Annotated in this window: 23 protein-coding genes and 1 other RNA gene; 12 read left to right on the top strand and 12 right to left on the bottom strand. The window is 47.7% G+C overall.

The window, feature by feature from the left end:
* Positions 1 to 45: 45 nt before the first annotated feature.
* Positions 46 to 786 (top strand): CDP-alcohol phosphatidyltransferase family protein, encoded by a 741-nt coding sequence (locus QU605_RS04705; protein ID WP_289724122.1) that lies wholly within the window; start codon positions 46 to 48, stop codon positions 784 to 786.
* A 15-nt stretch (positions 787 to 801) separates the two neighbouring features.
* Here QU605_RS04705 and lptB read toward each other — a convergent pair whose 3' ends face one another.
* The 3 genes from lptB to QU605_RS04690 form a co-directional block, all read right to left on the bottom strand.
* The gene (gene lptB, locus QU605_RS04700; protein WP_289724121.1) at positions 802 to 1,542 is read right to left on the bottom strand and encodes an LPS export ABC transporter ATP-binding protein; all 741 of its coding nucleotides are present in this window, start codon (positions 1,540 to 1,542) and stop codon (positions 802 to 804) included.
* A 78-nt stretch (positions 1,543 to 1,620) separates the two neighbouring features.
* Complete coding sequence (gene tatC / locus QU605_RS04695; protein ID WP_289724120.1) at positions 1,621 to 2,472, bottom strand: twin-arginine translocase subunit TatC; 852 nt, start codon at positions 2,470 to 2,472, stop codon at positions 1,621 to 1,623.
* On the bottom strand, positions 2,472 to 3,437 hold the full coding sequence (locus tag QU605_RS04690) for a KpsF/GutQ family sugar-phosphate isomerase (RefSeq protein ID WP_289724119.1): 966 nt from the start codon (positions 3,435 to 3,437) through the stop codon (positions 2,472 to 2,474). Before QU605_RS04690 ends, tatC begins: the two co-directional genes overlap by 1 nt.
* A 237-nt stretch (positions 3,438 to 3,674) precedes the next feature.
* Between QU605_RS04690 and recQ the strand changes: the two genes are divergently transcribed.
* Positions 3,675 to 5,876: a DNA helicase RecQ gene (recQ, locus tag QU605_RS04685; RefSeq protein WP_289724118.1), complete on the top strand. Its 2,202-nt coding sequence runs from the start codon at positions 3,675 to 3,677 to the stop codon at positions 5,874 to 5,876.
* Positions 5,877 to 5,955: 79 nt separating this feature from the next.
* Here the strand turns inward: recQ and QU605_RS04680 are convergent, their stop codons facing one another.
* Genes QU605_RS04680 through QU605_RS04670 form a run of 3 tightly spaced genes read right to left on the bottom strand, consistent with a single transcriptional unit; the run spans position 5,956 to position 6,919 of the window.
* Entirely contained in the window at positions 5,956 to 6,258 is a 303-nt protein-coding gene (locus QU605_RS04680) for a CCC motif membrane protein (protein WP_289724117.1), read from the bottom strand.
* A gap of 19 nt (positions 6,259 to 6,277) precedes the next feature.
* A complete protein-coding gene (locus QU605_RS04675) occupies positions 6,278 to 6,604 on the bottom strand; it encodes a CCC motif membrane protein (RefSeq protein WP_289724116.1) in 327 nt (108 codons plus the stop codon).
* A gap of 9 nt (positions 6,605 to 6,613) precedes the next feature.
* Positions 6,614 to 6,919 (bottom strand): DUF2752 domain-containing protein, encoded by a 306-nt coding sequence (locus QU605_RS04670; protein ID WP_289724115.1) that lies wholly within the window; start codon positions 6,917 to 6,919, stop codon positions 6,614 to 6,616.
* Positions 6,920 to 6,968: 49 nt separating this feature from the next.
* On the opposite strand from QU605_RS04670, the gene QU605_RS04665 reads away from it, so the two are divergent.
* Together QU605_RS04665 and QU605_RS04660 are read left to right on the top strand one after the other, a co-directional pair.
* Positions 6,969 to 7,169: a hypothetical protein gene (locus QU605_RS04665; protein WP_289724114.1), complete on the top strand. Its 201-nt coding sequence runs from the start codon at positions 6,969 to 6,971 to the stop codon at positions 7,167 to 7,169.
* Positions 7,156 to 7,707, top strand: a complete 552-nt coding sequence (locus QU605_RS04660) for a Smr/MutS family protein (protein ID WP_289724113.1) — start codon at positions 7,156 to 7,158, stop codon at positions 7,705 to 7,707. The genes QU605_RS04665 and QU605_RS04660 overlap by 14 nt, the downstream gene beginning before the upstream one ends.
* Here QU605_RS04660 and QU605_RS04655 read toward each other — a convergent pair.
* Complete coding sequence (locus QU605_RS04655) at positions 7,704 to 8,210, bottom strand: hypothetical protein (protein ID WP_289724112.1); 507 nt, start codon at positions 8,208 to 8,210, stop codon at positions 7,704 to 7,706. The genes QU605_RS04660 and QU605_RS04655 overlap by 4 nt on opposite strands.
* A 103-nt stretch (positions 8,211 to 8,313) precedes the next feature.
* On the opposite strand from QU605_RS04655, the gene QU605_RS04650 reads away from it, so the two are divergent.
* The gene (locus QU605_RS04650; RefSeq protein ID WP_289724111.1) at positions 8,314 to 9,462 is read left to right on the top strand and encodes a cysteine desulfurase family protein; all 1,149 of its coding nucleotides are present in this window, start codon (positions 8,314 to 8,316) and stop codon (positions 9,460 to 9,462) included.
* A gap of 4 nt (positions 9,463 to 9,466) precedes the next feature.
* Here the strand turns inward: QU605_RS04650 and QU605_RS04645 are convergent, their stop codons facing one another.
* Both QU605_RS04645 and QU605_RS04640 read right to left on the bottom strand, forming a co-directional pair.
* Positions 9,467 to 10,123: a DUF4136 domain-containing protein gene (locus tag QU605_RS04645; RefSeq protein ID WP_289724110.1), complete on the bottom strand. Its 657-nt coding sequence runs from the start codon at positions 10,121 to 10,123 to the stop codon at positions 9,467 to 9,469.
* Positions 10,124 to 10,223: 100 nt separating this feature from the next.
* A complete protein-coding gene (locus QU605_RS04640; protein WP_353655875.1) occupies positions 10,224 to 11,906 on the bottom strand; it encodes a M23 family metallopeptidase in 1,683 nt (560 codons plus the stop codon).
* A gap of 186 nt (positions 11,907 to 12,092) precedes the next feature.
* Between QU605_RS04640 and QU605_RS04635 the strand changes: the two genes are divergently transcribed.
* The 4 genes from QU605_RS04635 (at position 12,093) to rny (ending at position 14,552) form a co-directional block, all read left to right on the top strand.
* Complete coding sequence (locus tag QU605_RS04635; protein WP_289724109.1) at positions 12,093 to 12,383, top strand: hypothetical protein; 291 nt, start codon at positions 12,093 to 12,095, stop codon at positions 12,381 to 12,383.
* A gap of 13 nt (positions 12,384 to 12,396) precedes the next feature.
* Positions 12,397 to 12,693, top strand: a complete 297-nt coding sequence (locus QU605_RS04630) for a cell division protein ZapA (protein WP_289724108.1) — start codon at positions 12,397 to 12,399, stop codon at positions 12,691 to 12,693.
* 53 nt (positions 12,694 to 12,746) lie between these two features.
* A non-coding RNA gene (gene ssrS, locus QU605_RS04625) (6S RNA) lies at positions 12,747 to 12,853 on the top strand.
* 130 nt (positions 12,854 to 12,983) lie between these two features.
* Positions 12,984 to 14,552, top strand: coding sequence for a ribonuclease Y (rny, locus tag QU605_RS04620; RefSeq protein ID WP_289724107.1), 1,569 nt, complete (start codon positions 12,984 to 12,986; stop codon positions 14,550 to 14,552).
* A gap of 50 nt (positions 14,553 to 14,602) precedes the next feature.
* Here rny and QU605_RS04615 read toward each other — a convergent pair whose 3' ends face one another.
* From QU605_RS04615 to QU605_RS04605, 3 genes are read right to left on the bottom strand one after another with little or no spacing between them, the layout of a single operon-like run.
* Positions 14,603 to 15,772 (bottom strand): serine hydrolase, encoded by a 1,170-nt coding sequence (locus QU605_RS04615; RefSeq protein ID WP_289724106.1) that lies wholly within the window; start codon positions 15,770 to 15,772, stop codon positions 14,603 to 14,605.
* Between the two features lie 27 nt (positions 15,773 to 15,799).
* The gene (locus QU605_RS04610; protein ID WP_289724105.1) at positions 15,800 to 16,030 is read right to left on the bottom strand and encodes a hypothetical protein; all 231 of its coding nucleotides are present in this window, start codon (positions 16,028 to 16,030) and stop codon (positions 15,800 to 15,802) included.
* 8 nt (positions 16,031 to 16,038) lie between these two features.
* Positions 16,039 to 16,494 carry an SRPBCC family protein gene (locus QU605_RS04605; RefSeq protein WP_289724104.1) on the bottom strand — a complete coding sequence of 152 codons (456 nt, stop codon included), beginning with the start codon at positions 16,492 to 16,494 and terminating at the stop codon, positions 16,039 to 16,041.
* Positions 16,495 to 16,606: 112 nt separating this feature from the next.
* Here QU605_RS04605 and QU605_RS04600 point away from each other — a divergent pair, with 112 nt between their 5' ends.
* Genes QU605_RS04600 through QU605_RS04590 form a run of 3 tightly spaced genes read left to right on the top strand, consistent with a single transcriptional unit; the run spans position 16,607 to position 19,890 of the window.
* Positions 16,607 to 17,497: a peptidyl-prolyl cis-trans isomerase gene (locus QU605_RS04600; protein WP_289724103.1), complete on the top strand. Its 891-nt coding sequence runs from the start codon at positions 16,607 to 16,609 to the stop codon at positions 17,495 to 17,497.
* The gene (locus QU605_RS04595; protein WP_289724102.1) at positions 17,484 to 18,935 is read left to right on the top strand and encodes a peptidylprolyl isomerase; all 1,452 of its coding nucleotides are present in this window, start codon (positions 17,484 to 17,486) and stop codon (positions 18,933 to 18,935) included. Before QU605_RS04600 ends, QU605_RS04595 begins: the two co-directional genes overlap by 14 nt.
* Before the next feature lies 1 nt (position 18,936).
* Positions 18,937 to 19,890 (top strand): AAA family ATPase, encoded by a 954-nt coding sequence (locus QU605_RS04590; protein ID WP_289724101.1) that lies wholly within the window; start codon positions 18,937 to 18,939, stop codon positions 19,888 to 19,890.
* Positions 19,891 to 20,076 lie beyond the last annotated feature (186 nt).

Below are 20,076 nucleotides of genomic sequence, written 5' to 3'. Positions count from 1 at the left end.
GAGTTTAAGTGATTTATGCTATTTTTACGAAAACCAACCTTACCGATGAAATACCTTCCAAATCTCATTACGCTTCTAAATGTGCTCTTCGGATCCATCGCAGCGGTTTTTGCCGTCTTAAACCGACTGGAATGGGCTGCCGTTTTTTTTATGCTGGGGGTGCTATGTGATTTTGCAGACGGATTGGTCGCCCGAAAACTGGGCGTGCAATCCGAATTGGGGATTCAACTCGATTCCCTGGCCGATATGATCACAAGCGGCCTGGTACCCGGTTTGGTCATGTGCCAGTTATTGGCCATGTCTGTAAATGCCGGTTGGAATGCTGATAGCTTTTTCGCTGAAGCCCTCGCCCAGGGAGGTTGGTGGGGCGCCTGGTTTCCTTTTGCCGGACTTTTGATTACGCTTTCGTCTGCGGTTCGCCTGGCCCGGTTTAATATAGACGAAAACCAGGTAAATTCCTTTATCGGGCTGCCTACCCCAGCCAATGCCTTATGGATACTTTCCCTGCCGCTGATCCTTATGTATAACGGAAGTGAGTTTACGAATTCCCTTATTCTGAATCCCTGGTTTTTATCCGGACTTACCCTCCTGAGTGCCTATCTCCTGAATGCACCTATCGAATTGTTTGCGCTGAAATTCGACAATTATAGTTTTCGGGATAACAGCCTTAAATATATTTTTATCGTCCTCAGCCTGGTCATGGTACTCACCTTGCAGTTCCTGGCAATACCTTTAATTGTGCTGTTTTACGTGCTGACCTCCTTATTCAGTAAGAAGGCTTCCTAAGAATAAAAGTGGAGACTAAAAGGAAAGTTTCTTCTTCCGGAGCTCAAAATTCTGACCCAAATATACTTTTCGGACCATTTCGTCTGCTGCCAGGTCCTCCGGAATTCCCGATTTGAGGATTCCCCCTTCGAACATCAGATAGGATCGCTCCGTGATGGCCAGAGTTTCCTGTACGTTGTGATCTGTGATCAGAATACCGATGTTTTTGTCCTTTAATTGCGCCACAATGCGCTGAATGTCCTCCACTGCTACAGGATCCACGCCGGCAAAAGGTTCATCCAGGAGGATGAATTTAGGATCGGTTGCCAGGGCTCTGGCAATTTCAGTCCTGCGTCTTTCTCCCCCGGAAAGCAGGTCACCCCGGTTTTTTCGAATATGGCCAATCCCGAATTCTTCCAGGAGGTTTTCCAGGCGCTCCTGTTGGGCTTTTTTACTCAGGCTGGTGAGTTGCAGAACACTGAGGATATTGTCCTCAACGCTTAATTTTCTAAATACGGAAGCTTCCTGGGCAAGATAGCCAATCCCGTACTGGGCCCTTTTATACATGGGGAAATTCGTGATTTCCGTCTCATCCAGGTAGATGTTGCCGCCATTGGGCTTAATCAGCCCGACAATCATGTAAAACGAGGTGGTTTTTCCAGCTCCGTTTGGCCCGAGTAACCCCACGATTTCTCCCTGATTTACTTCCAGGGAAATCCCCTTGACCACCTTGCGGCCCCGGTACGATTTCATGATATTTTCAGCTCTGAGTTGCATGATGATAAGGCCAAAACTACTCCTTTTTAGGCCCGTGAAAAAAAAATTTGAGAATTATTAACGTAGCTAAAGACTGCATTATTGGCCTTTTCGACGCTTGGCGGCTTCCATCTGCTCCTTTTTAGCTTCATTTTTCAACACCTTCCCTGAAATAAAGATACTCACCTGGTAGAGCACCAGAACCGGGACAGCTACAATAATCTGACTGGCGACATCCGGAGGGGTTATGATGGCCGAGAGGATCAGGACCAGTACAAGGGCAATTTTTCGGTATTTCGTAAGGATTTCAGGCGTTACCAGGCCAACCTTAGTCAGGAAATAGATGATTATCGGCAATTCAAACATAATGCCGCAGGCGATTACCGAAGCCCGCACGGTTGAAATAAAGGAGGAAATATCGATTTCATTCAGCACTTCCTTGCTCACTTGATAGGTGCCCAGAAAATTTATGGAGAGGGGGGCGACCACGTAATACCCAAAGAGCACACCCATAAAGAACAGGAGGGAAGCGATGAGGATAAAACCTCTGGAGTTTTTTCGCTCATTCTCGTAAAGCCCCGGGCTGATAAACTTCCACATCTCATAGAGCACATAGGGGAAGCCTATAATAAAGCCCGCCCAAATTGAAGTCCAGATGTGGGCCGAAAACTGCCCTGCCATGGTCCGGTTCTGAATCGTAAATGGGAGCGAATCCGCACAAAAGGCCGAATCAACACCGATTTGGGTAGCGATATTACAAAACAGGCGATAGGTGGGGAAACTCATTTTCTTTGGCCCGAAAATGACGGTATCAAAGATAAAGTCCTTCATCAAAAAAGCTACCAGGCCTATCAGCACAATGGCCACGGTAGAGCGAATCAGGTGCCATCGAAGTACTTCCAGATGGTCCAGAAAGGACATCTCGTTGGGGTTTTTCGCGGTCTCTGCCATCAGATTATACCTTCCTTAATCAGGTTATGGATATGGACCACACCTTTATATTGACCGTTGTCTACTGCCAGAAGCTGGGATATGTCATTGTCCTGCATATGCTTCAGTGCTTTGATGGCAAGGATGTCGGTTCCGATGGTCTTGGGATTGGCACTCATGATATCACGGGCAAGGAGGCCGCTGATATTGTCATGCTTATTGAGCATTCTTCGAATATCCCCGTCGGTGATAATCCCGATCAATTTTCCGTTGTCGACTACTGCTGTGACCCCCAGCATTTTTTCTGAAATCTCAACAATTGCGTCCTTTACAGGGGTCTCCGGAGCAACCTCAGGAATCAGGTTTTGGGTCGTGATGTCTCCTACCCGCAAATACAGTTTTTTTCCCAGGGTTCCCCCGGGATGGTATTTGGCAAAATCCCTGCTGCTAAACCCCCTTAACTTGAGCAGGCATACTGCAAGGGCATCGCCCATTACGAGCTGGGCCGTAGTGCTGGTGGTCGGTGCCAGGTTATTCGGACAGGCTTCTTTTTCGACAAAGGTGTTCAATACAAAGTTGGCTTTCTCGGCTAGAAAGGAATCCATGTTCCCGGTCATGCCGATAAGCACATTAGAACCCCTTTGAATGAGGGGTACAAGCATTTTGATTTCAGGCGTATTTCCACTTTTGGAAATACAAATGACCACATCGTTTTTTTGGATGGTTCCCAGATCCCCGTGGATGGCATCAGCCGCGTGCATAAAGATTGCAGGAGTGCCTGTGGAGTTCATGGTAGCGACAATTTTTGAAGCGATGATCGCGCTTTTGCCAATGCCACTAATGACCACCCTTCCTTTGGACTGCAGGATACAGGATACGGTATCTGCAAAATCAGAATTGATCAGGGTCCTCAGGTGATCAATTGCGGCTGCCTCGGCAGCAATGGTCTTACGCGCTAAATCCAGTATCGCTTTCTGATCCTTCAACGTCTCGATAGTATTTACAACTGAGGCAACGGTTTCCTTAAAATAGCCTTAAAAAAGATGGTCATCCAAAAGAATGTGCTATCTTTAAGAAACAAAATTACACAAACTTATTCGAAAGAATTCCAATCTTTTCCCTTTTCCCAACAGGGCTTCGAAATTCTCCCGAAATGCCCTTTATCCGCCCGGGGGTAGATACCCCAGACGCTTCCTGGGGATTGTGCAGAACACGTTTGAGGCATGGTTAACAAAGACATCGATTTAAAGGATTCCCTGAAAACGTATTTTGGGTTCTCACAATTCAAGGGACTCCAGGAGGAGGTTATAAAAACACTGTTGAATCACAAAAATACTTTTGTGATTATGCCCACAGGTGGCGGCAAATCCCTTTGTTATCAGCTTCCCGCTCTTATGGAGCCCGGCACAGCCATCGTGGTCTCGCCATTAATTGCGCTGATGAAGAATCAGGTGGATGCCATCCGTGGTGTTTCGGAACACGAGGGGGTTGCACACGTACTCAATAGCTCCCTGACCAAAAATGAAGTTCGAAAAGTTAAAGACGATATTACTTCCGGGATTACCAAGTTGCTTTACGTGGCTCCTGAATCCCTGACCAAAGCGGAATACGTAGAGTTTCTGAAAGGGGTGCAGCTGTCCTTTGTCGCTATTGACGAAGCGCACTGTATTTCGGAATGGGGTCATGACTTCAGGCCTGAATACCGGAATCTCAGATCCATTATCGACAGGTTGGGAGATGACATCCCTATTATAGCGCTGACGGCTACCGCAACCCCCAAAGTACAGGAGGACATTCTGAAGAACCTCGGAATTCCCGATGCCCGTGTGTTTAAAGCTTCCTTTAATCGCCCGAACCTCTTTTACGAAGTACGGCTGAAAACAAAGAACGTAGATGCGGATATCATCCGCTTTGTCAAGAAAAATGTCGGCAAGTCGGGCATCATTTATTGTTTGAGCCGAAAGAAAGTTGAGGAACTCTCACAGGTACTCCAGGTTAACGGCATTTCTGCAGTGCCCTACCATGCGGGGTTTGATGCCAAAACCCGTTCGAAATACCAGGATATGTTCCTGATGGAAGATGTCGACGTCGTGGTAGCCACCATCGCCTTTGGGATGGGAATTGACAAGCCGGATGTGCGCTATGTGATCCATCACGACATCCCGAAGAGTATCGAGAGTTATTATCAGGAAACGGGCCGGGCCGGACGGGATGGGGGAGAAGGACATTGCCTCGCCTTCTATTCCTATAAAGACGTTGAGAAACTCGAAAAATTCATGGCGGGCAAACCCGTTGCGGAACAGGAAATCGGAAATGCCCTTCTTCAGGAAATCGTCGCTTATGCGGAAACCTCCATGTCGAGGCGGAAGTTTATTCTTCATTACTTCGGGGAAGCTTTTGATGAGGTAAACGGGGATGGCGCAGATATGGATGATAATACGCGAAACCCCAAGGAGAAGGAGGAGGCGCGCGAAAGTGTGCTGAAGTTGCTCCGCGTTGTGGATGGGACAAACGAGAAGTTTAAAGCCAAGGAGATTGTTCTGACCCTTATGGGCATGACAAACGCCCTTACAGCATCACATAAAACCGATGATAAACCGATTTACGGTATCGGAAAGGAGCACGACAAGCATTACTGGATGGCGCTGATCAGGCAAGTGCTTGTCGCAGGCTTGCTGCATAAAGAAATCGAGCAATATGGCATCCTTCATCTTACGGAGGCAGGGCGTAACTTTCTGGAAGCCCCCACTTCATTTATGATGACCAAGGATCACGTGTATCATGAGGACGCTGCAGATATGAGTGGAGGCGGCAGTGCGCCACGGGATATGGCTTCTGACCCGGTACTCCTGAAATTACTCAAAGACCTTCGCAAAAAGGAGGCGCATGAACTGGAAGTGCCCCCATATGTAATTTTCCAGGATCCCTCATTGTCGGATATGGCCCTGAAATATCCGATCAACCTAGAAGAACTGACTAATGTTCATGGTGTAGGGGAGGGCAAAGCCAGGAAATATGGAAAACCCTTCCTGGATTTGATTCGCAAATACGTGGATGAAAATGAAATCACCAGGCCTGAAGACCTCGTGGTTAAAAGCACCGGCGCAAATTCAGGACTCAAACTATACATTATTCAGAATGTAGACCGGAAATTGCCTCTCGATGACATAGCTGCGGCCAAAGGACTCGAAATACCCGATCTGGTGCGGGAAATGGAGCAGATCGTCTTTAGCGGGACAAAACTCGACCTCGGTTATTATATAGACGACATCCTCGATGAGGATCAGCAGGAAGAAATTCACGAGTATTTTCTGGAATCCCAAACGGATGATATTGAAGATGCCATTAAGGAGTTTGACGGGGAATACGAGGATGAAGAATTGCGGATGTACCGCTTAAAATTTATCAGCGAAGTGGCAAATTAATTGAGTTATCAATTCCCGTCATTATCAAAAAAAAACCCGGCTTGTAGCCGGGTTTTTTATTCGGTAACATCCCCCTTTATTAATTCATATTTCCAGTAGTGATAAGGGCGAGAATCACTCCGCCAAAGAGGATGTAGAATATCAACATCAACAGGGACAGTCCAATTCCGATATACGAAAGGATTCGGGCCGACCTTATATTCTCATATCCGGAATACCGCTCAGGTTCTTCCCGATAAAGGGCTTCGGCCTTACTTGCGTTATTCAGCCCGATGATTCCAAAAATTGCTCCGAACGGCCCGCAGCACAAGAGAGTTCCCACAAGGCAGAGAATTCCCATGGTTTGCGCGGTACTGGCTCCGGGTAGGGGCTCCTGTGTCATGTTAATTGGCTTTTAGGGATTATTGAGCCCATTGCTCGCTTATGCGCTGCACTTCTTCCATATAGGCTTCCAAACCACCCATTGCTGAAATTGTATAGGCCACATAGGCTGCATAAAGAACCCCCACGACCATGCCGATAATCGCTATGGTCTTGGCAGTCTTCAACTGGCTGTAGTTGGAGTAGAGTTCCGGATTCGCCATATAGGTCTTTTCATCATTACGCAGAATGAAAAAGGCAATGGCAGCAATAATGGCACCCGGGATACCCATGAAGCAGCAACAGAGCAGTGACAGGATAGAAAGAACGAGTGCCAGGGTTACATTTGGTAATTTTTGTTGTTCCATAGTATAAGTTTAGTTGAGTAATTTAATGATGTAGTTCGCAAGGATGCTAAAGACTGTAAGGCCACCCAATACCGCAATGATGGTATTCTCCTTGCGAAAGTTCACAAACCGGTTCAGTGCCAAAAAACCAAAAAGGGTTAGCATGGGCAGGAGGGCCGGGTACATTAGAAAAGAAGCTGCAAATTCACCTTTTAAGAGAAAGGCCACCGAGCGTTGCAGGCCGCAACCCGGACAATCGATACCCAATACCTGCTTACTGAGGCAGGGGAGCATTAATTTCTCCTGCAACATCCATATCAGAAGAAGGGGTCTCATAAGGTGATTTCTCGGTTCGTTTCCCGAAAAATACTATTATTTTTAGGCAATGAAAACAAAAAGTGGTTTTAATTACGCAATGGTGATCATAGGGGTATTTCTCTTGTTTACCTCCTCCTATTGGGACTACACGGAGGTTTCATTGGCCGCCGGTTTTGCGTTTCTAATGGCTGGGATTTACAAATTGTCCCAAAGAACCGGTGAATCTCTGGAGTCCCTAACCAAAAAAAAGCACGATGAGTCGGTTTAAACCGGGGGACCGGGTCCAGATGCTGGATGAAATGGTATCCGGGACTGTAGTTTCGGTTACAGCCCAAGGGTTGCAAATGCGCACCTCAGACGGATTTGTCCTTGAGGTGGCTGAGGGGAGTGTGGTGCTATTGCCCGAAGATGACGGGGCCTTACTTGGAAACATCGATTTCAGAAATGCCCTTAAAGATTCGGATACCCGGCCTGCATGGCCCAAAAGAACTGGGCGCAGACCCCGGCAGGCGCCTCCGATGGAGGTGGATCTGCATATCGAAAAACTAGTGCCCTCAAGCAAGGGTTTAAACCCCGTTGATATCCTGGATTTCCAGCTCGATGCTGCCAGGGGACAACTGGAATTTGCCCTGCGCAAAAAAATTCAGCGTATCGTTTTTATTCACGGTGTGGGTCAGGGGGTACTCAGGGAGGAGTTGAAGACCTTATTCAGAAGATACGAAGGCCTGGAAGTTCGGGATGCGGACCCCAGATCCTATGGCATGGGCGCCACTGAAGTTTATGTGACCCAGGCTGGAATGCGTTAATCCTGGAAGGTAATAAAACTGCCGAATTCCTCGACGGCAATATTGGTTAGCCGTTCCCCCGCCTCGTTAACAAAAGAGACATCTTTCAAACGTATAACGTGTTCAAATTGTGTCGTATCGCTTTCACTGCGTGTGGTAAAGACCAGGACTTCCCCTGCCTGAGCCGGTATTTCCTCCGTAACCGTTGGGGTCACAGGGGGGACGGCGTCACAAAAATAGGAGGAGCTGATCGCGCCGTTGAACAATCGGTACCGCACTTGTGATTCACCGGGGATAGCGCTTCGGAGGGTGTCGGCTGAAGCTTCATTCCGGATCAGCCCGTTGGCAAGGTCCAGGATTAGCGCGTCGAATTCATTGAGTTTAAAAAACAGGCGGGTATTCGTGCTGGCCACATCGCAAAACGCTAGTGGAACCTGATCGAAGTCAATGGTTTCGATCTGCAGTTCTCCATCGGAACATCCCATCAGACCGGTAAAAAACAGAATAAGAATACCTTTTTTCACGGGGCCAAAGTTAAGAGAAAGACCGGTTTATCTGCTAATCCTTTTGCGGTTTTTAGTTGATTTTCCACTGAAACGGTTATTTTTGATTCCATTGACCAGATTTATGAAACAAGTATATCTCGATAACGCAGCCACGACCCCACTGAGGGAGGAAGTAATAGCAAGCATGCACGAGGCGCTCTGCGGCTGTTATGGAAACCCATCATCTACCCATGCGTTTGGCAGGATGGCCAGGACGGGGATTGAAAAGGCGCGAAAGAGTATTGCCGCCCAGCTCAATGCACAACCCGGAGAAATCATTTTCACCTCGGGAGGAACCGAGGCAGACAATATGATTCTCCGATGCGCCGTTCGCGACCAGGGTGTAACTACGCTTATTACCTCAAAAATTGAACATCACGCCGTATTGCATACGGCTGAAGCCCTGGCTGAAGAATACGATATAACGCTTAAATACCTTCCCCTGGACGCGGATGGAAACCCTGACCTTGCCGAACTCGAAAGGGCGCTGCAGGAAGATGATTCCCGAAAGCTGGTCAGCCTGATGCACGTAAACAATGAAATCGGGAATCTGCTGGACTTGGAGGCTGTCGGTTCTCTTTGCAGGGAGTACGGTGCACTTTTCCATTCGGACACAGTACAGTCCGTGGGTCATTTTCCATGGGACCTATCGCGTACCCCAATTGATTTCCTGACCGCGGCGGCACACAAATTCCACGGTCCTAAGGGAGTGGGTTTCGCCTATGTCAGGAAAAACAGCGGACTCAAACCTCTTATCCTCGGAGGATCCCAGGAAAGGGGATTCCGGGCAGGTACCGAGCCCTACCACAACATTGTCGGCCTTCACAAGGCTTTTGAGACGGCCTATGCCCATCTGGATGAAGAGCGGGAGTATGTGGCTGGTCTCAAATCACATTTTATCGAAGAGCTTAAAAAGGCCATTCCCGAAATTCAGTTTAATGGTCTTTCCGGGGATATGGAACGAAGCACTTATACGCTTGTCAATGTACGCCTCCCGGTTGATCCGGCCAAAAGCCAGCTCTTGCTATTCCACCTGGACCTCAATGGTATTGCGTGCTCAAAGGGAAGTGCGTGCCAGTCGGGAAGTGATTCCGGATCTCATGTGCTGAATGAAATCCTGGATGCAGAAGCCTTGAGCCTGCCATCACTCAGGTTTTCGTTCTCCCATTACAACACTTTGGAAGAAGTGGATTACGCGGTAGGGGTCCTTGAAGAATTTGCGAATTCGTAAGGGGTTAGCCCTTGTTGAGATTCTCCTTGTCATATGGAAATTTCCGGGCTGCCTTTTTCATCATTTTATCGATGAGTTCTTCAGTGTTCTTGCCGGACTTTCGGTTGATTTCCTGTTCGTACTTCCAAAGCAACTTTCCGGTTCGCCCATCGCTTATCTTGATCCCGATCCGCCCGTAGTCGGCATCGAAGAGAATGTAATCCAGAAAACTTATTTCGGTAGGGACTCCATTGGATAGGAGGATGTTGACGTCCATATTCCCGCTAATAATCCCATCGACTTTAAGGATTTCTGAAAGCTCTTTAATGGTATACCGGTCTATATTTTTGAAAGAAATCTCGTTTTGAGCCAACATGGCGTTGGTATCCTCGATGTTTTGAAAACGCACAGAAAACTTCTTCTTCTTTTTGCCCCGGCCAAAATAAGTTTCCAGAGCTTCCTGAACGGCATAGCCCTCCTGTTGTTCAAGCCTGTTAATTTCTGACGCCTCGATTTCCTCACCCAATTCGAGGTTTGTAAAGAATGGAATAATCGCCAAAACCTCGTGCTCTGAACTCAGGTCATCAAATCGATTGCTGAGATAAATATTTTTTTGGGCAAGAGCATTTGTCCAGACAAGCAAAAGCAAACAAAGAAAAGGTAATCGAAATGCAGATTTCATATTGGGTCTCCGGGTCGCAAATTATACGGGTTGCAAAAATAGGTAAAACACAGTAGACAGCCTTCATAAACTTCCCGGAACCCTGACCCCGGCGCCTGAATCAGCGTTTAAAAAACTGGATGGTAAAGATTTCTTTGTTCCCCACATTGTCCACAACTTCAACTTCTAAATCACACTGTCGTTCATTGAGAATGCGATCGTCAAAATTATAGGTAAGAGTCTGTTTCTTAGGTTCGTATTCCATTAGAATCCACTGGCCATTTAGTGTGGCAGAATAACTTGAGATCCCGCTAAGGTCATCTGAAATCCTCAGGCTCAGATAACGGTAATTGGTAAGCCATTGATTCTTTTTGAAATTTTTGGGCCGGATAACCGGGGGCACGGTATCCCGGGCGAGGGTATACCTGCCCAGGTTCCTGCTTCGGGCTGTAAATTGATCTTCACGCCTGTAGGTTTTTTGGTGTTGAGGACGGTCGCTTTCATCGAGTCTGGCAATAAAATACTGCCCCCTATCCTCACTGGGCAGGTGCGAAACGTCAAAAGTAAGGGTGAAGTTGCGGTGCATCGGTAGGGACGGTTCATGAATCCGCACTACTGCAGAGTCCGATTCCAGGTTCAGAAATACATCTTTGTAAAAGCTGCCCGCCGGAAAATAGACCTGTGCCCCCTCGAGTTTGAAACTCGCCGGTTTATCTGCATAAACGAAATAGGCCGTTTTTTCAGGCGTTTCTGTCTCCAAAATCGGGAGCTGTTTCCCTTCTAAGGGAATTCTCAATACCGTCTGATTCCCAGCAAGGTCGGAAATCTGCATTTCGACAAGGTAGCTCTGCCCTGGGACCACGTCTATGGCGCCCTCGTTGAACAGGGTATTATAAATACTGAGTTTATTGCTTTCCTCCCGGAAGCACTTTTGAATCCGATCCTGGTATCGGGCGTAATACGGATAGTCGATTAAGGTGTTGATATACCGGGTTTCTCCAAAAGAAAAGGATTCAAAATCAAGGTCGGTATACGTCTTCCCATTTACCCGTTGGATGACCCTGTACACCCCATTCTTGTTGGCGGCCATATCCTGACGATCATAGGTTTTTATCCCAAACCCAATACGTCCGGAACCTTCCACAGGCTCTGCCAGCAAGGTGCCATCCGCTTGCCTGTTGATTTTGAGCTGGGTCCGCTTTCCCTTCTGATTCACCTGAGCGCCCGCTGAGAGGGGGTAGGCAAATAATCCTGAAATGACCGGATTGGTGGCATCCCGTACTTCAAGACCATATAGCAAAGGGTTGGTCGGTTTTTCATCAAGGCTGTTTCTGATTTCAAAATGCAAATGAGGCCCGGCAGAGCCGCCTGTATTTCCGGAAAAGGCGATGGTATCTCCTTTGGAAACCTTCAGGGTTCCAAATTCAGGAAACACCTCCAGGGGATATTGTTGCTTTTTGTATTGCAGCTCCTTTACGTATTTCTCGATCCTCGGCCCGAATTTTTGGAGGTGGGCGTAAACGGAGGTATATCCATTCGGATGTGCGATATAGAGTACTTTTCCATAACCCCAGTGGCTGACTTTGATCCGGCTGACCGTCCCCTCCTCAATTGAAAAAACGGGTAGTCCTTCCCGCTGCTGCGTCTTTATATCAATTCCTGCGTGAAAGTGATTTGAGCGCAGTTCTCCAAAGGTTCCGGAGAGGATTAGTGGAATGTCCAATGGTGAACGAAAATCCGGCTCCGAACCCGCGTATTGACCAAAGCCCAAAGATCCGAGGAACAAACCCAGCAGTAAAAGCACACTTTGTTTCATATTCACCAATGAGGTGCGAAATTACATATTCGACGCGCAAATGAAAAACAGGAGTGATGTCATGCACGGTCAGAATACCTCTAAGGCAGAACATCTGGCCTGGTGGGTTTGAAAAAAATATTGCGAAGTCCCGCATGGAATGCTATCTTTGTGTAAAAGCATTGTTCCTTGCCAATGAGTGAATTGGTCGAAGTCGTAGATTCTCTTGAGAATAAAATCAGTAAGCTTCTGCACAAGCTAGAGCTGGAGCAGCAGCAAAAACTGGTACTCGAAAGGGAAATGGAAGGGCTAAAAAGCCAATACGAGGATGCCCAAAGATCCGTGGAAGCATGGGAGGAGAAGTACAAATCCCTGAAGATGGCAAATACAGTGCTGGGCAGTGAAACAAATAAAACAGAAGCGAAGCTCAAAATAAATGCATTAATCCGGGAATTGGACCAGTGTATCGTCCAGCTTTCAGAGTGAATGCGCGTTCAAAATGACGGAAAAGCTCAAGATCAAATTGTCTATTGCGGATCGGATTTATCCGCTGACCATTGATCCCTCTCAGGAGGAAGGGCTCCGCAAGGCCGCCAAGACTATAGATCAGTTGGCCAAAAAATTTGAACAGAATTACGCCGTCCGCGATAAACAGGATGTGTTGGCCATGTGTGCCTTACAATTTGCATCTAAAATAGAGCAGGGCGGGATTGAACGAAAAGAAGACACCCTGGAGGTTACGGAGCGTTTAAAGGCGCTTGACCAGTTAGTTGCTTCTAAAATGAGCGTTCGCTAAGTTCTTTAACATACCAAATGATATTGCCCACATTGGTCACTATTTTTTGACAAACTCAACACTAATTTTTTTAAAAAGGGTGAGTTTAGGTTGTAAAAGCAAGCCTTCGAGAAAGGATCCTTGAGCAATCTGGTAGCCCTAAACCTGTTTATCGGAGTTTGTACAAAACTTCATCAATGTGGGCTTTTTTATGTTTTTTCCTGAGAGTATCCGGGGGAAATCGTAAATGTGTTTCGCAACCCTTTTGGAGAAGGGTTCTGCTGCCTGTAACACTTTTAAAACGCTAAGTTATGGACATTACAACAGGTATTATAGCCCTGGGAATAGGACTGGTAGTGGGATTTCTGATCGCAAAATTGCTCGAAAAGGGTAAAGCGACCAAAACCCTTGAAGGGGCAAAGAAGGAGGCTGCATCAATTCTCAAAAATGCAAAGACCGAAGGAGAAAGTATAAAGAAAGAGAAGATTTACCAGGCCCGGGAAAAATTTCTGGAACTCAAGGCGGAACACGAGAAGGTCATTAACAATAAGGACAAGAAAATTGCCGAAACCGAAAAGCGTACCCGCGATAAAGAGTCCCAGGTAAGCAGTGAGCTGGCGCGGAATAAAAAGCTCAATGCGCAGCTGGAAACAAAACTTCAGGATTTTGAAAAAAGGAAATCCATATACGAGCGCAAGCAGGAAGAAGTTGAAAAACTCCATAAAAACCAGATAGAGCAACTGGAAGTGATTTCCGGTTTGTCGGCCGAGGATGCTCGGGGACAGTTGTTGGAATCCCTCAAGGAATCCGCCCGCTCCGATGCTATGGCATTCCTCCAGGAATCCCTGGAAGAGGCTAAACTCAGCGCCCAGCAGGAAGCCAAAAAAATCATCGTAAATACCATTCAGCGGATTGGAACAGAGGAAGCGGTAGAGAACTGCGTGTCTGTCTTCAATCTGGAGTCGGATGATGTCAAAGGGCGTATCATTGGGCGTGAAGGCCGAAACATTCGCGCCCTTGAAGCGGCTACCGGGGTAGAGATCATTGTGGACGACACTCCAGAGGCTATTATTCTGTCTTGTTTTGATTCCGTCCGAAGAGAGGTTGCCCGACTCTCCCTTCATAAACTGGTAACCGATGGTAGAATCCATCCGGCGCGGATCGAGGAGATAGTTCGCAAGACTGAAAAACAGATCGAGCAGGAAATTCTCGAAGTTGGCAAAAGAACTGTAATCGACCTTGGGATCCACGGTCTGCATTCGGAATTAATTCGGATGGTAGGCCGCATGAAGTACCGGTCTTCTTATGGTCAGAACTTATTGCAACACTCCAGGGAAGTAGCTAAACTCTGTGGCATCATGGCCGCGGAACTGGGTCTGAATCCCAAACTCGCAAAACGGGCAGGGTTGCTGCACGACATTGGAAAAGTGCCGAATTCGGAAACTGAACTCGAAACACCTCATGCCATTCTGGGTATGCAATGGGCGGAGAAATACGGCGAGAAGCCAGATGTTTGTAACGCCATCGGGGCCCACCACGATGAGATCGAGATGAACACCCTGATTGCCCCGATAGTACAGGTCTGTGACGCCATTAGCGGTGCCCGTCCGGGTGCCAGACGACAGGTCCTGGATTCCTACATTCAGCGCCTTAAGGATTTGGAAGAGATTGCCTTTGGTTTTGGAGGTGTACAGAAGGCATACGCCATTCAGGCGGGTCGTGAGCTTAGGGTGATGGTGGAAAGTGAAAAAGTCAGTGATGAAAAGGCGGCTCAGCTCTCGTTTGAAATTTCTCAGAAGATTCAAACGGATATGACCTACCCGGGCCAGGTAAAGGTTACCGTAATCCGCGAGACCCGTTCGGTCCATTTGGCGAAATAAACTTCCGACGGCTATCCGGAGGTCAAACCCCGGCATCATTACTCCTGAAGCTATTTGAGTTGCCCGGATTCGAATTTATACACTTCCCGTCCTAAACTCGCCAGGAAGGGTAGTCCCGTCTGGTCGTATTCGTAATGGTCATCGTTGAAGATTCCATTGGCGTTCACCAGGATGGTAGCGGTAAGCATAAATTCAATTCCTTTTTCGGTGTCTTTAATATACGCGCAGTCTGTCAGCGTTCCATAGGCAAATCCAACCTTATTATAGATCTCTATGGCATCGGGTATGGGCTCCTCTGTATCTCCGTAGATAAAAAACTTACAGTACCCGTCCGGATATATGTCTGCCGGATAGCCCGATAATCGGGGCAGGGTCTTCATCGAAGTCAGCAGAAATTCCCTCTGGTCCGCATTGATCTTAAGTCGTTCCTCCTCCGGGAAGTTTTCCGGGAAAACAACCCGCTTTAACAGCCCGTGCAGCGTCTGGACCGGCAGGTAATTCTTCATACTGAAATCAAAGGGTTCTGCAATCAGGGAATCCCCGTCATAGAAGCCGGTTCCTTTCCGTATTCCTTTAAGGTCAAGGGGAGTGGGAGGACTGCTGATGATTGGATCCGAAAGGACCGTGATACTGTCATTCATGTATATGACCAGGGGTTGTGTGGTCCGATCCTCCCTGTGATATCCCAGTCTATGGCTTATCCGGACAGGACCTGCATTTTTGTCGCTGATACGTGCATTGATCTCATCCTGGCCCAGAAACTCGATTAAACGGTTACTCGCATGGTTGTCACTTACCGCAAAGATTTTATCAATATCCTCCGCGAAAGAATTCTCCACGCTATCCCCTTCGATATAGTAGCGGTTTGTTCGCTCCAGGCTATCCAGGCTATTTAATTTTTCAAGGGCAGCCAGCGCTATTGGAAATTTTACCGTGCTCGCCGGGTAGAAATAGGTGTCTCGGGCAACCCGGTAATCGTAATCCGTAAACCTTACGGAATCACCTTCCCGGTTAATACGGGTATAACGTATCTGGATCTCGTATTTTTCAGGGTCCTGCATTACGCGTTGAATGTCCGGGTTCTCCGAACGGAGGATACTGAGCAGTGGATCTTCCCGGTGCTCAGGTGACTGACATCCGGAAAACAACAAAAGCATTGCACTGGCAGGAGCCCATGCGAAGAAGCCGTAAAACAGTGCTTTTAAGCGGGGTGTACTCATGTGGTCGAAGCTATAGCGGTTGGTTATTTAATCTACTAGTGTTCCTCTGTGCGGTTTCAGGGCATCGCGAAATGCCGGCATTTCCGTCTCCCCTACGACCAAAAAAGCGAAACTGTGCATCTCGGAGAGTCGCTCAACACCTGTGGGCAATTCCGGATAGAAGAGTGGCGATTCTTTCAGGTGGTGTTCAAAATGCCTAGCGGTTTCGGCAGCTTGCGGGCCCCGGAAGTCCCAAATAAGTTTTATTTTTTTCCCCAATGTCTTCTTTATGATGTAGTAACAGACGTTCCTTTTTCAGCAAATGCCTTAAAGTCCTTCATATAGGTCAGGGATTGCTTCTTAAACATACCTGGCATCAACCACCCCATAAGTTTCATGGGCAAGCCTGAAAATTGAAATTCGGTTTCAGAGGTCCAGCGGCATTTGGCTTCTCCCAATTCTTCAAAGTAGTTTTTCTGGATATTGTGCACGCCCTTGGCGTCATAAGTCAGGTGGTATTGCTCTGGAAAATTCTTTTTGATAATCGTTTCAATCATCACCAGCTGCCGTTTCCCCATGAGGTATTCCAATTCAACCTGAGCGCCCTCTTCCCCGGAAAGGCCTGATATCGGACGAAGGGACTGTAGTCCACGTTGCCAATGTTTAAAGTTGGTGGTATCCTCGAGCAGGTTCACTACCTTTTCCCTGGGAAGCTCAATGTCGATTTTGGTCGTGTAGGTCACGGCACAAAGGTTTCTTCTAAGATATTAAAATTGAGGGATTCACCGTACTAAAAATGTGTTAATGCACCTCCCTCGTGCTTGTGGGGGAAGGCGATATTGTTATTTTTGACCAATGATTCTGCGCAATTTCAATGCCCGTGGTCAAAAGGCCGCACTCCCATTGCTGCTTATCCTGTTTGTTTTTGCAGGTTGCGATGGGTTATTCAGGGAGCAACCCAGCGAAACGCCTATTGCGCGGGTCGGTGAGTCCTACCTTTACATGGAGGATATCCAACCCAGACTAGTAGGTTCGTTAAGCGAGGAAGACAGCGTGTCTTTTGTCAATAACTTAATCAACGAATGGGCTACCCGTCAATTGTTGCTTTCCAAAGCGCGCATCAATCTTCCGGAAGCGCAATTGGCCGATTTTGAATTGTTGATTTCAGACTACCGTGCCGAACTCTACAGTCGGGCCTATAAAGAAGCCCTGGTCGCCCAGATCGCTGATACCCTGGTCGGGGAAGAAGAATTACTGGCGTTTTACGAAAAAGAGAAAGATAACTTCAGGTTGCAGGAGAAAATCGTGCAGCTCCGGTTTATTGAAATCCCTCAGCAATTCATAAACAAAGAGGAAGTCACCAGGCGATTGAAGAGTTTTGAAGGGAATGATTTGAAGTTTCTGGATTCTGTGGGCGTACAATTTAAAAAACTCCATTTCAATGATTCGCTCTGGGTTCCTGTGGCCCGCGTGGTAGAAGAAATTAATCCGCTGACCTATGAGAATGAGGCCGAGTACCTAAATAAATCACAATTCTTTCAGCTGGAGGATTCAACCGGGGTATATTTGACTAAGGTTGTGGATGTTCTGGAACCGAATGAAGTGGCACCCCTGAATTATATCGAGCCAACCCTTCGGCAGGTACTGCTCAATAGAAGGAAAATGAAATATTTACGCTCTCTTGAAACCGACCTTATGGATGAGGCCATTCGGGAGAAAGAATTTGAAATCTATGAAACGAATTAATCTTGCTTTACTAATCGGGTTTCTGACATTTGGAATGTCTGCGGGTATGGCCCAGGTCCTGGATTCCATACCCGATACACAGGTTGAACCCCCGGAGGAAATCATACAGGGGTCATATACTGAAAAGGCTGCTGATGCCCCACCGCGTCAACGCGTAAAGCTGGATGGGATTGCAGCTGTGGTAGGAGACTATGTTATCCTGGATTCTGATGTGGAGAAAACGCTGATCGATTTGAGAAACCAGGGTGCCACCGAGGAAGATGTGGATCAGTGCAGCCTCCTGGGAAAGCTTATGGAAGACAGGCTCTACGCCCACCAGGCCGTACAGGATAGTATTTTGGTAGCGGATGACGAGGTGAACAGCACCAGTGAACAGTATATCCAGGAGTTTGTTCAGCGGCTCGGATCTATGGAAAAGGTTTTGGAGTTCTACAACCAGGAAACCGTTGAGGACTTGCGCGAGGAGCTTTTCAAAATCAATAAGCTGCAGATGCTTTCCCAGCGCATGCAGCAGGATATCGTTGGGGAAATCGAGGTGACTCCGGAAGAAGTCCGGCAGTTCTTTAATAAAATTCCCGAAGACGAAAGACCCGTCTTTGGTGCAGAGCTCGAAATCGCACAGATTGTCAAAAAGCCTGAAATCCCTGAAATAGAAAAACAAAAAGTTGTCGACCTGCTCAATGAAATCAGGGCAGACGTGGTTGATAACGGGGCCAGCTTCAGGGTTAAAGCGATCCTCTACTCACAGGATCCCGGCTCAAAATCTAAGGGCGGATTTTACTCCATGACGCGTCAGACACCGTTTGTAAAGGAATTCAAAGATGTCGCGTTCAGCCTTAGGGAAGGAGAAATCTCGGAACCATTTGAGTCCCCTTTTGGATATCATATCATTTTTATCGAGAAAATCCGGGGACAGGAGCTGGACCTGCGGCATATACTGATTCAGCCGGAAGTTCCGCAGAAGGCCCTGGATGATGCCCGCAAAGACCTGGACAGCATTCGGACGCATATCATGGAGGGCAAGTACACCTTTGCCGAAGCCGCTTTGAATTTTTCGGACGAGAAAGAGACCAAATTCGATGGTGGGGTTTTACGGAACCCGGCCGATTTCGGATCGCGTTTTGAACTGACCAAGATGGATCCAAAACTCTACAATCAGGTGCGCAACCTGAAAGACAATGAAATTTCGAATCCGACACTGGAACCCGATCCGCGCGGGGGTCCCCCGAGTTACAAGATTCTGATGGTGACCAACCGCTATGATGAGCACCAGGCGGATTTTGCCAGGGACTATATGAAAATCCAGGAGCTGGCCCTTCGCGATAAACAATTCCGCGCCATCCGGGATTGGATGTCCGAGCGCATCGACGAAACCTATATCAGTCTGGATTCAGAGTACCGGGAGTGCTCATTTACCAATAACTGGTTAAAGGATTAATATGTCGGATGTTGAAGCAGTAGGTCGCCTGGTTGAAAAGCATAAGGCCCTAAAAGAAGAAATCGGGAAAGTCATCGTGGGACAGCATGAGGTAGTGGACCAAATCCTCTGGTCTATTTACACCGGAGGCCATTCCCTTTTAATCGGAGTCCCCGGCCTGGCAAAGACCCTAATGGTCAATACGATTGCCAAAACCCTGGGCCTGGATTTTAAACGGATTCAGTTTACGCCCGACCTGATGCCAAGCGATATCCTTGGAAGTGAAGTGCTGAATCAGGATCGAAAATTCGTTTTTGTGAAGGGTCCCGTTTTTGCGAATATTATCCTGGCCGATGAGATCAACCGTACGCCTCCGAAAACGCAGGCCGCTCTGCTGGAGGCTATGCAGGAGCGCGCCGTGACCATTACCGGAAAGCAATACAAACTTCAGGAGCCCTATTTTGTTCTGGCTACCCAAAACCCGATTGAACAGGAGGGAACCTATCCGTTGCCCGAAGCCCAGCTCGATCGCTTTATGTTCGCCATTCGTTTGGAGTACCCAACGCTGGAGGAAGAAATACAGGTTGTCAAAAACACCACAGACGACCGGAAAGTTGAGCTTTCCACCTTGTTTACCGCAGAGGAAATCCTGCAGGTTCAGCATCTGATCCGCAGAATACCCGTGCCGGATAACGTGGTTCGCTACGCTGTGGAACTCGCACAGAAAACAAGGCCCGGACAGGCTGGTGCCTCTGACCTGGTCAACCAGTACCTCGATTGGGGCGCGGGACCAAGAGCTTCTCAAAACCTGGTGCTTGCGGCCAAAGCCCATGCCGCAGTCGATGGCCGATTTTCCCCGGACATTGCGGATGTTAAGGCGGTTGCCCCCGGAATCCTGAGGCACCGGATCCTCAGAAATTACAAGGCCGAGGCCGAAGGGATTACGGATGAGGCGATTATTGAGAAAATCCTCTGATCCCAAAGGTTGTACGGCAATTTGCCCGGGCTCCTGGAATTATAAGATTATCAGGTGCTAAAATGAGGGTGCTTTCCTTACAAAGCTGTTAATTTCCCCTATAGAAACTTATTAAAAGTCCATTGTAAAACTTGTGGATTTGTCAAATTCCCAAATCAGATGAATCGCACTGTGAATAGTTTTATA

Source organism: Robiginitalea aurantiaca, from assembly GCF_030380815.1.
Classification (GTDB): Bacteria; Bacteroidota; Bacteroidia; order Flavobacteriales; family Flavobacteriaceae; genus Robiginitalea; species Robiginitalea aurantiaca.
This window is presented reverse-complemented; position numbering and strand designations above follow the sequence as displayed.

What these genes read in the sequence shown, in the direction of transcription:
- rny (WP_289724107.1), top strand. Translation starts at nt 12,984, where the DNA reads ATGGACATTACAACAGGTATTATAGCCCTGGGAATAGGACTGGTAGTG.
- QU605_RS04635 (WP_289724109.1), top strand. Translation starts at nt 12,093, where the DNA reads ATGAGTGAATTGGTCGAAGTCGTAGATTCTCTTGAGAATAAAATCAGT.
- QU605_RS04650 (WP_289724111.1), top strand. Translation starts at nt 8,314, where the DNA reads ATGAAACAAGTATATCTCGATAACGCAGCCACGACCCCACTGAGGGAG.
- QU605_RS04665 (WP_289724114.1), top strand. Translation starts at nt 6,969, where the DNA reads ATGAAAACAAAAAGTGGTTTTAATTACGCAATGGTGATCATAGGGGTA.
- QU605_RS04630 (WP_289724108.1), top strand. Translation starts at nt 12,397, where the DNA reads ATGACGGAAAAGCTCAAGATCAAATTGTCTATTGCGGATCGGATTTAT.
- QU605_RS04595 (WP_289724102.1), top strand. Translation starts at nt 17,484, where the DNA reads ATGAAACGAATTAATCTTGCTTTACTAATCGGGTTTCTGACATTTGGA.
- recQ (WP_289724118.1), top strand. Translation starts at nt 3,675, where the DNA reads ATGGTTAACAAAGACATCGATTTAAAGGATTCCCTGAAAACGTATTTT.
- QU605_RS04705 (WP_289724122.1), top strand. Translation starts at nt 46, where the DNA reads ATGAAATACCTTCCAAATCTCATTACGCTTCTAAATGTGCTCTTCGGA.
- tatC (WP_289724120.1), bottom strand. Translation starts at nt 2,472, where the DNA reads ATGGCAGAGACCGCGAAAAACCCCAACGAGATGTCCTTTCTGGACCAT.
- QU605_RS04670 (WP_289724115.1), bottom strand. Translation starts at nt 6,919, where the DNA reads ATGAGACCCCTTCTTCTGATATGGATGTTGCAGGAGAAATTAATGCTC.
- QU605_RS04590 (WP_289724101.1), top strand. Translation starts at nt 18,937, where the DNA reads ATGTCGGATGTTGAAGCAGTAGGTCGCCTGGTTGAAAAGCATAAGGCC.
- QU605_RS04660 (WP_289724113.1), top strand. Translation starts at nt 7,156, where the DNA reads ATGAGTCGGTTTAAACCGGGGGACCGGGTCCAGATGCTGGATGAAATG.
- lptB (WP_289724121.1), bottom strand. Translation starts at nt 1,542, where the DNA reads ATGCAACTCAGAGCTGAAAATATCATGAAATCGTACCGGGGCCGCAAG.
- QU605_RS04615 (WP_289724106.1), bottom strand. Translation starts at nt 15,772, where the DNA reads ATGAGTACACCCCGCTTAAAAGCACTGTTTTACGGCTTCTTCGCATGG.
- QU605_RS04680 (WP_289724117.1), bottom strand. Translation starts at nt 6,258, where the DNA reads ATGACACAGGAGCCCCTACCCGGAGCCAGTACCGCGCAAACCATGGGA.
- QU605_RS04645 (WP_289724110.1), bottom strand. Translation starts at nt 10,123, where the DNA reads ATGAAATCTGCATTTCGATTACCTTTTCTTTGTTTGCTTTTGCTTGTC.
- QU605_RS04675 (WP_289724116.1), bottom strand. Translation starts at nt 6,604, where the DNA reads ATGGAACAACAAAAATTACCAAATGTAACCCTGGCACTCGTTCTTTCT.
- QU605_RS04600 (WP_289724103.1), top strand. Translation starts at nt 16,607, where the DNA reads ATGATTCTGCGCAATTTCAATGCCCGTGGTCAAAAGGCCGCACTCCCA.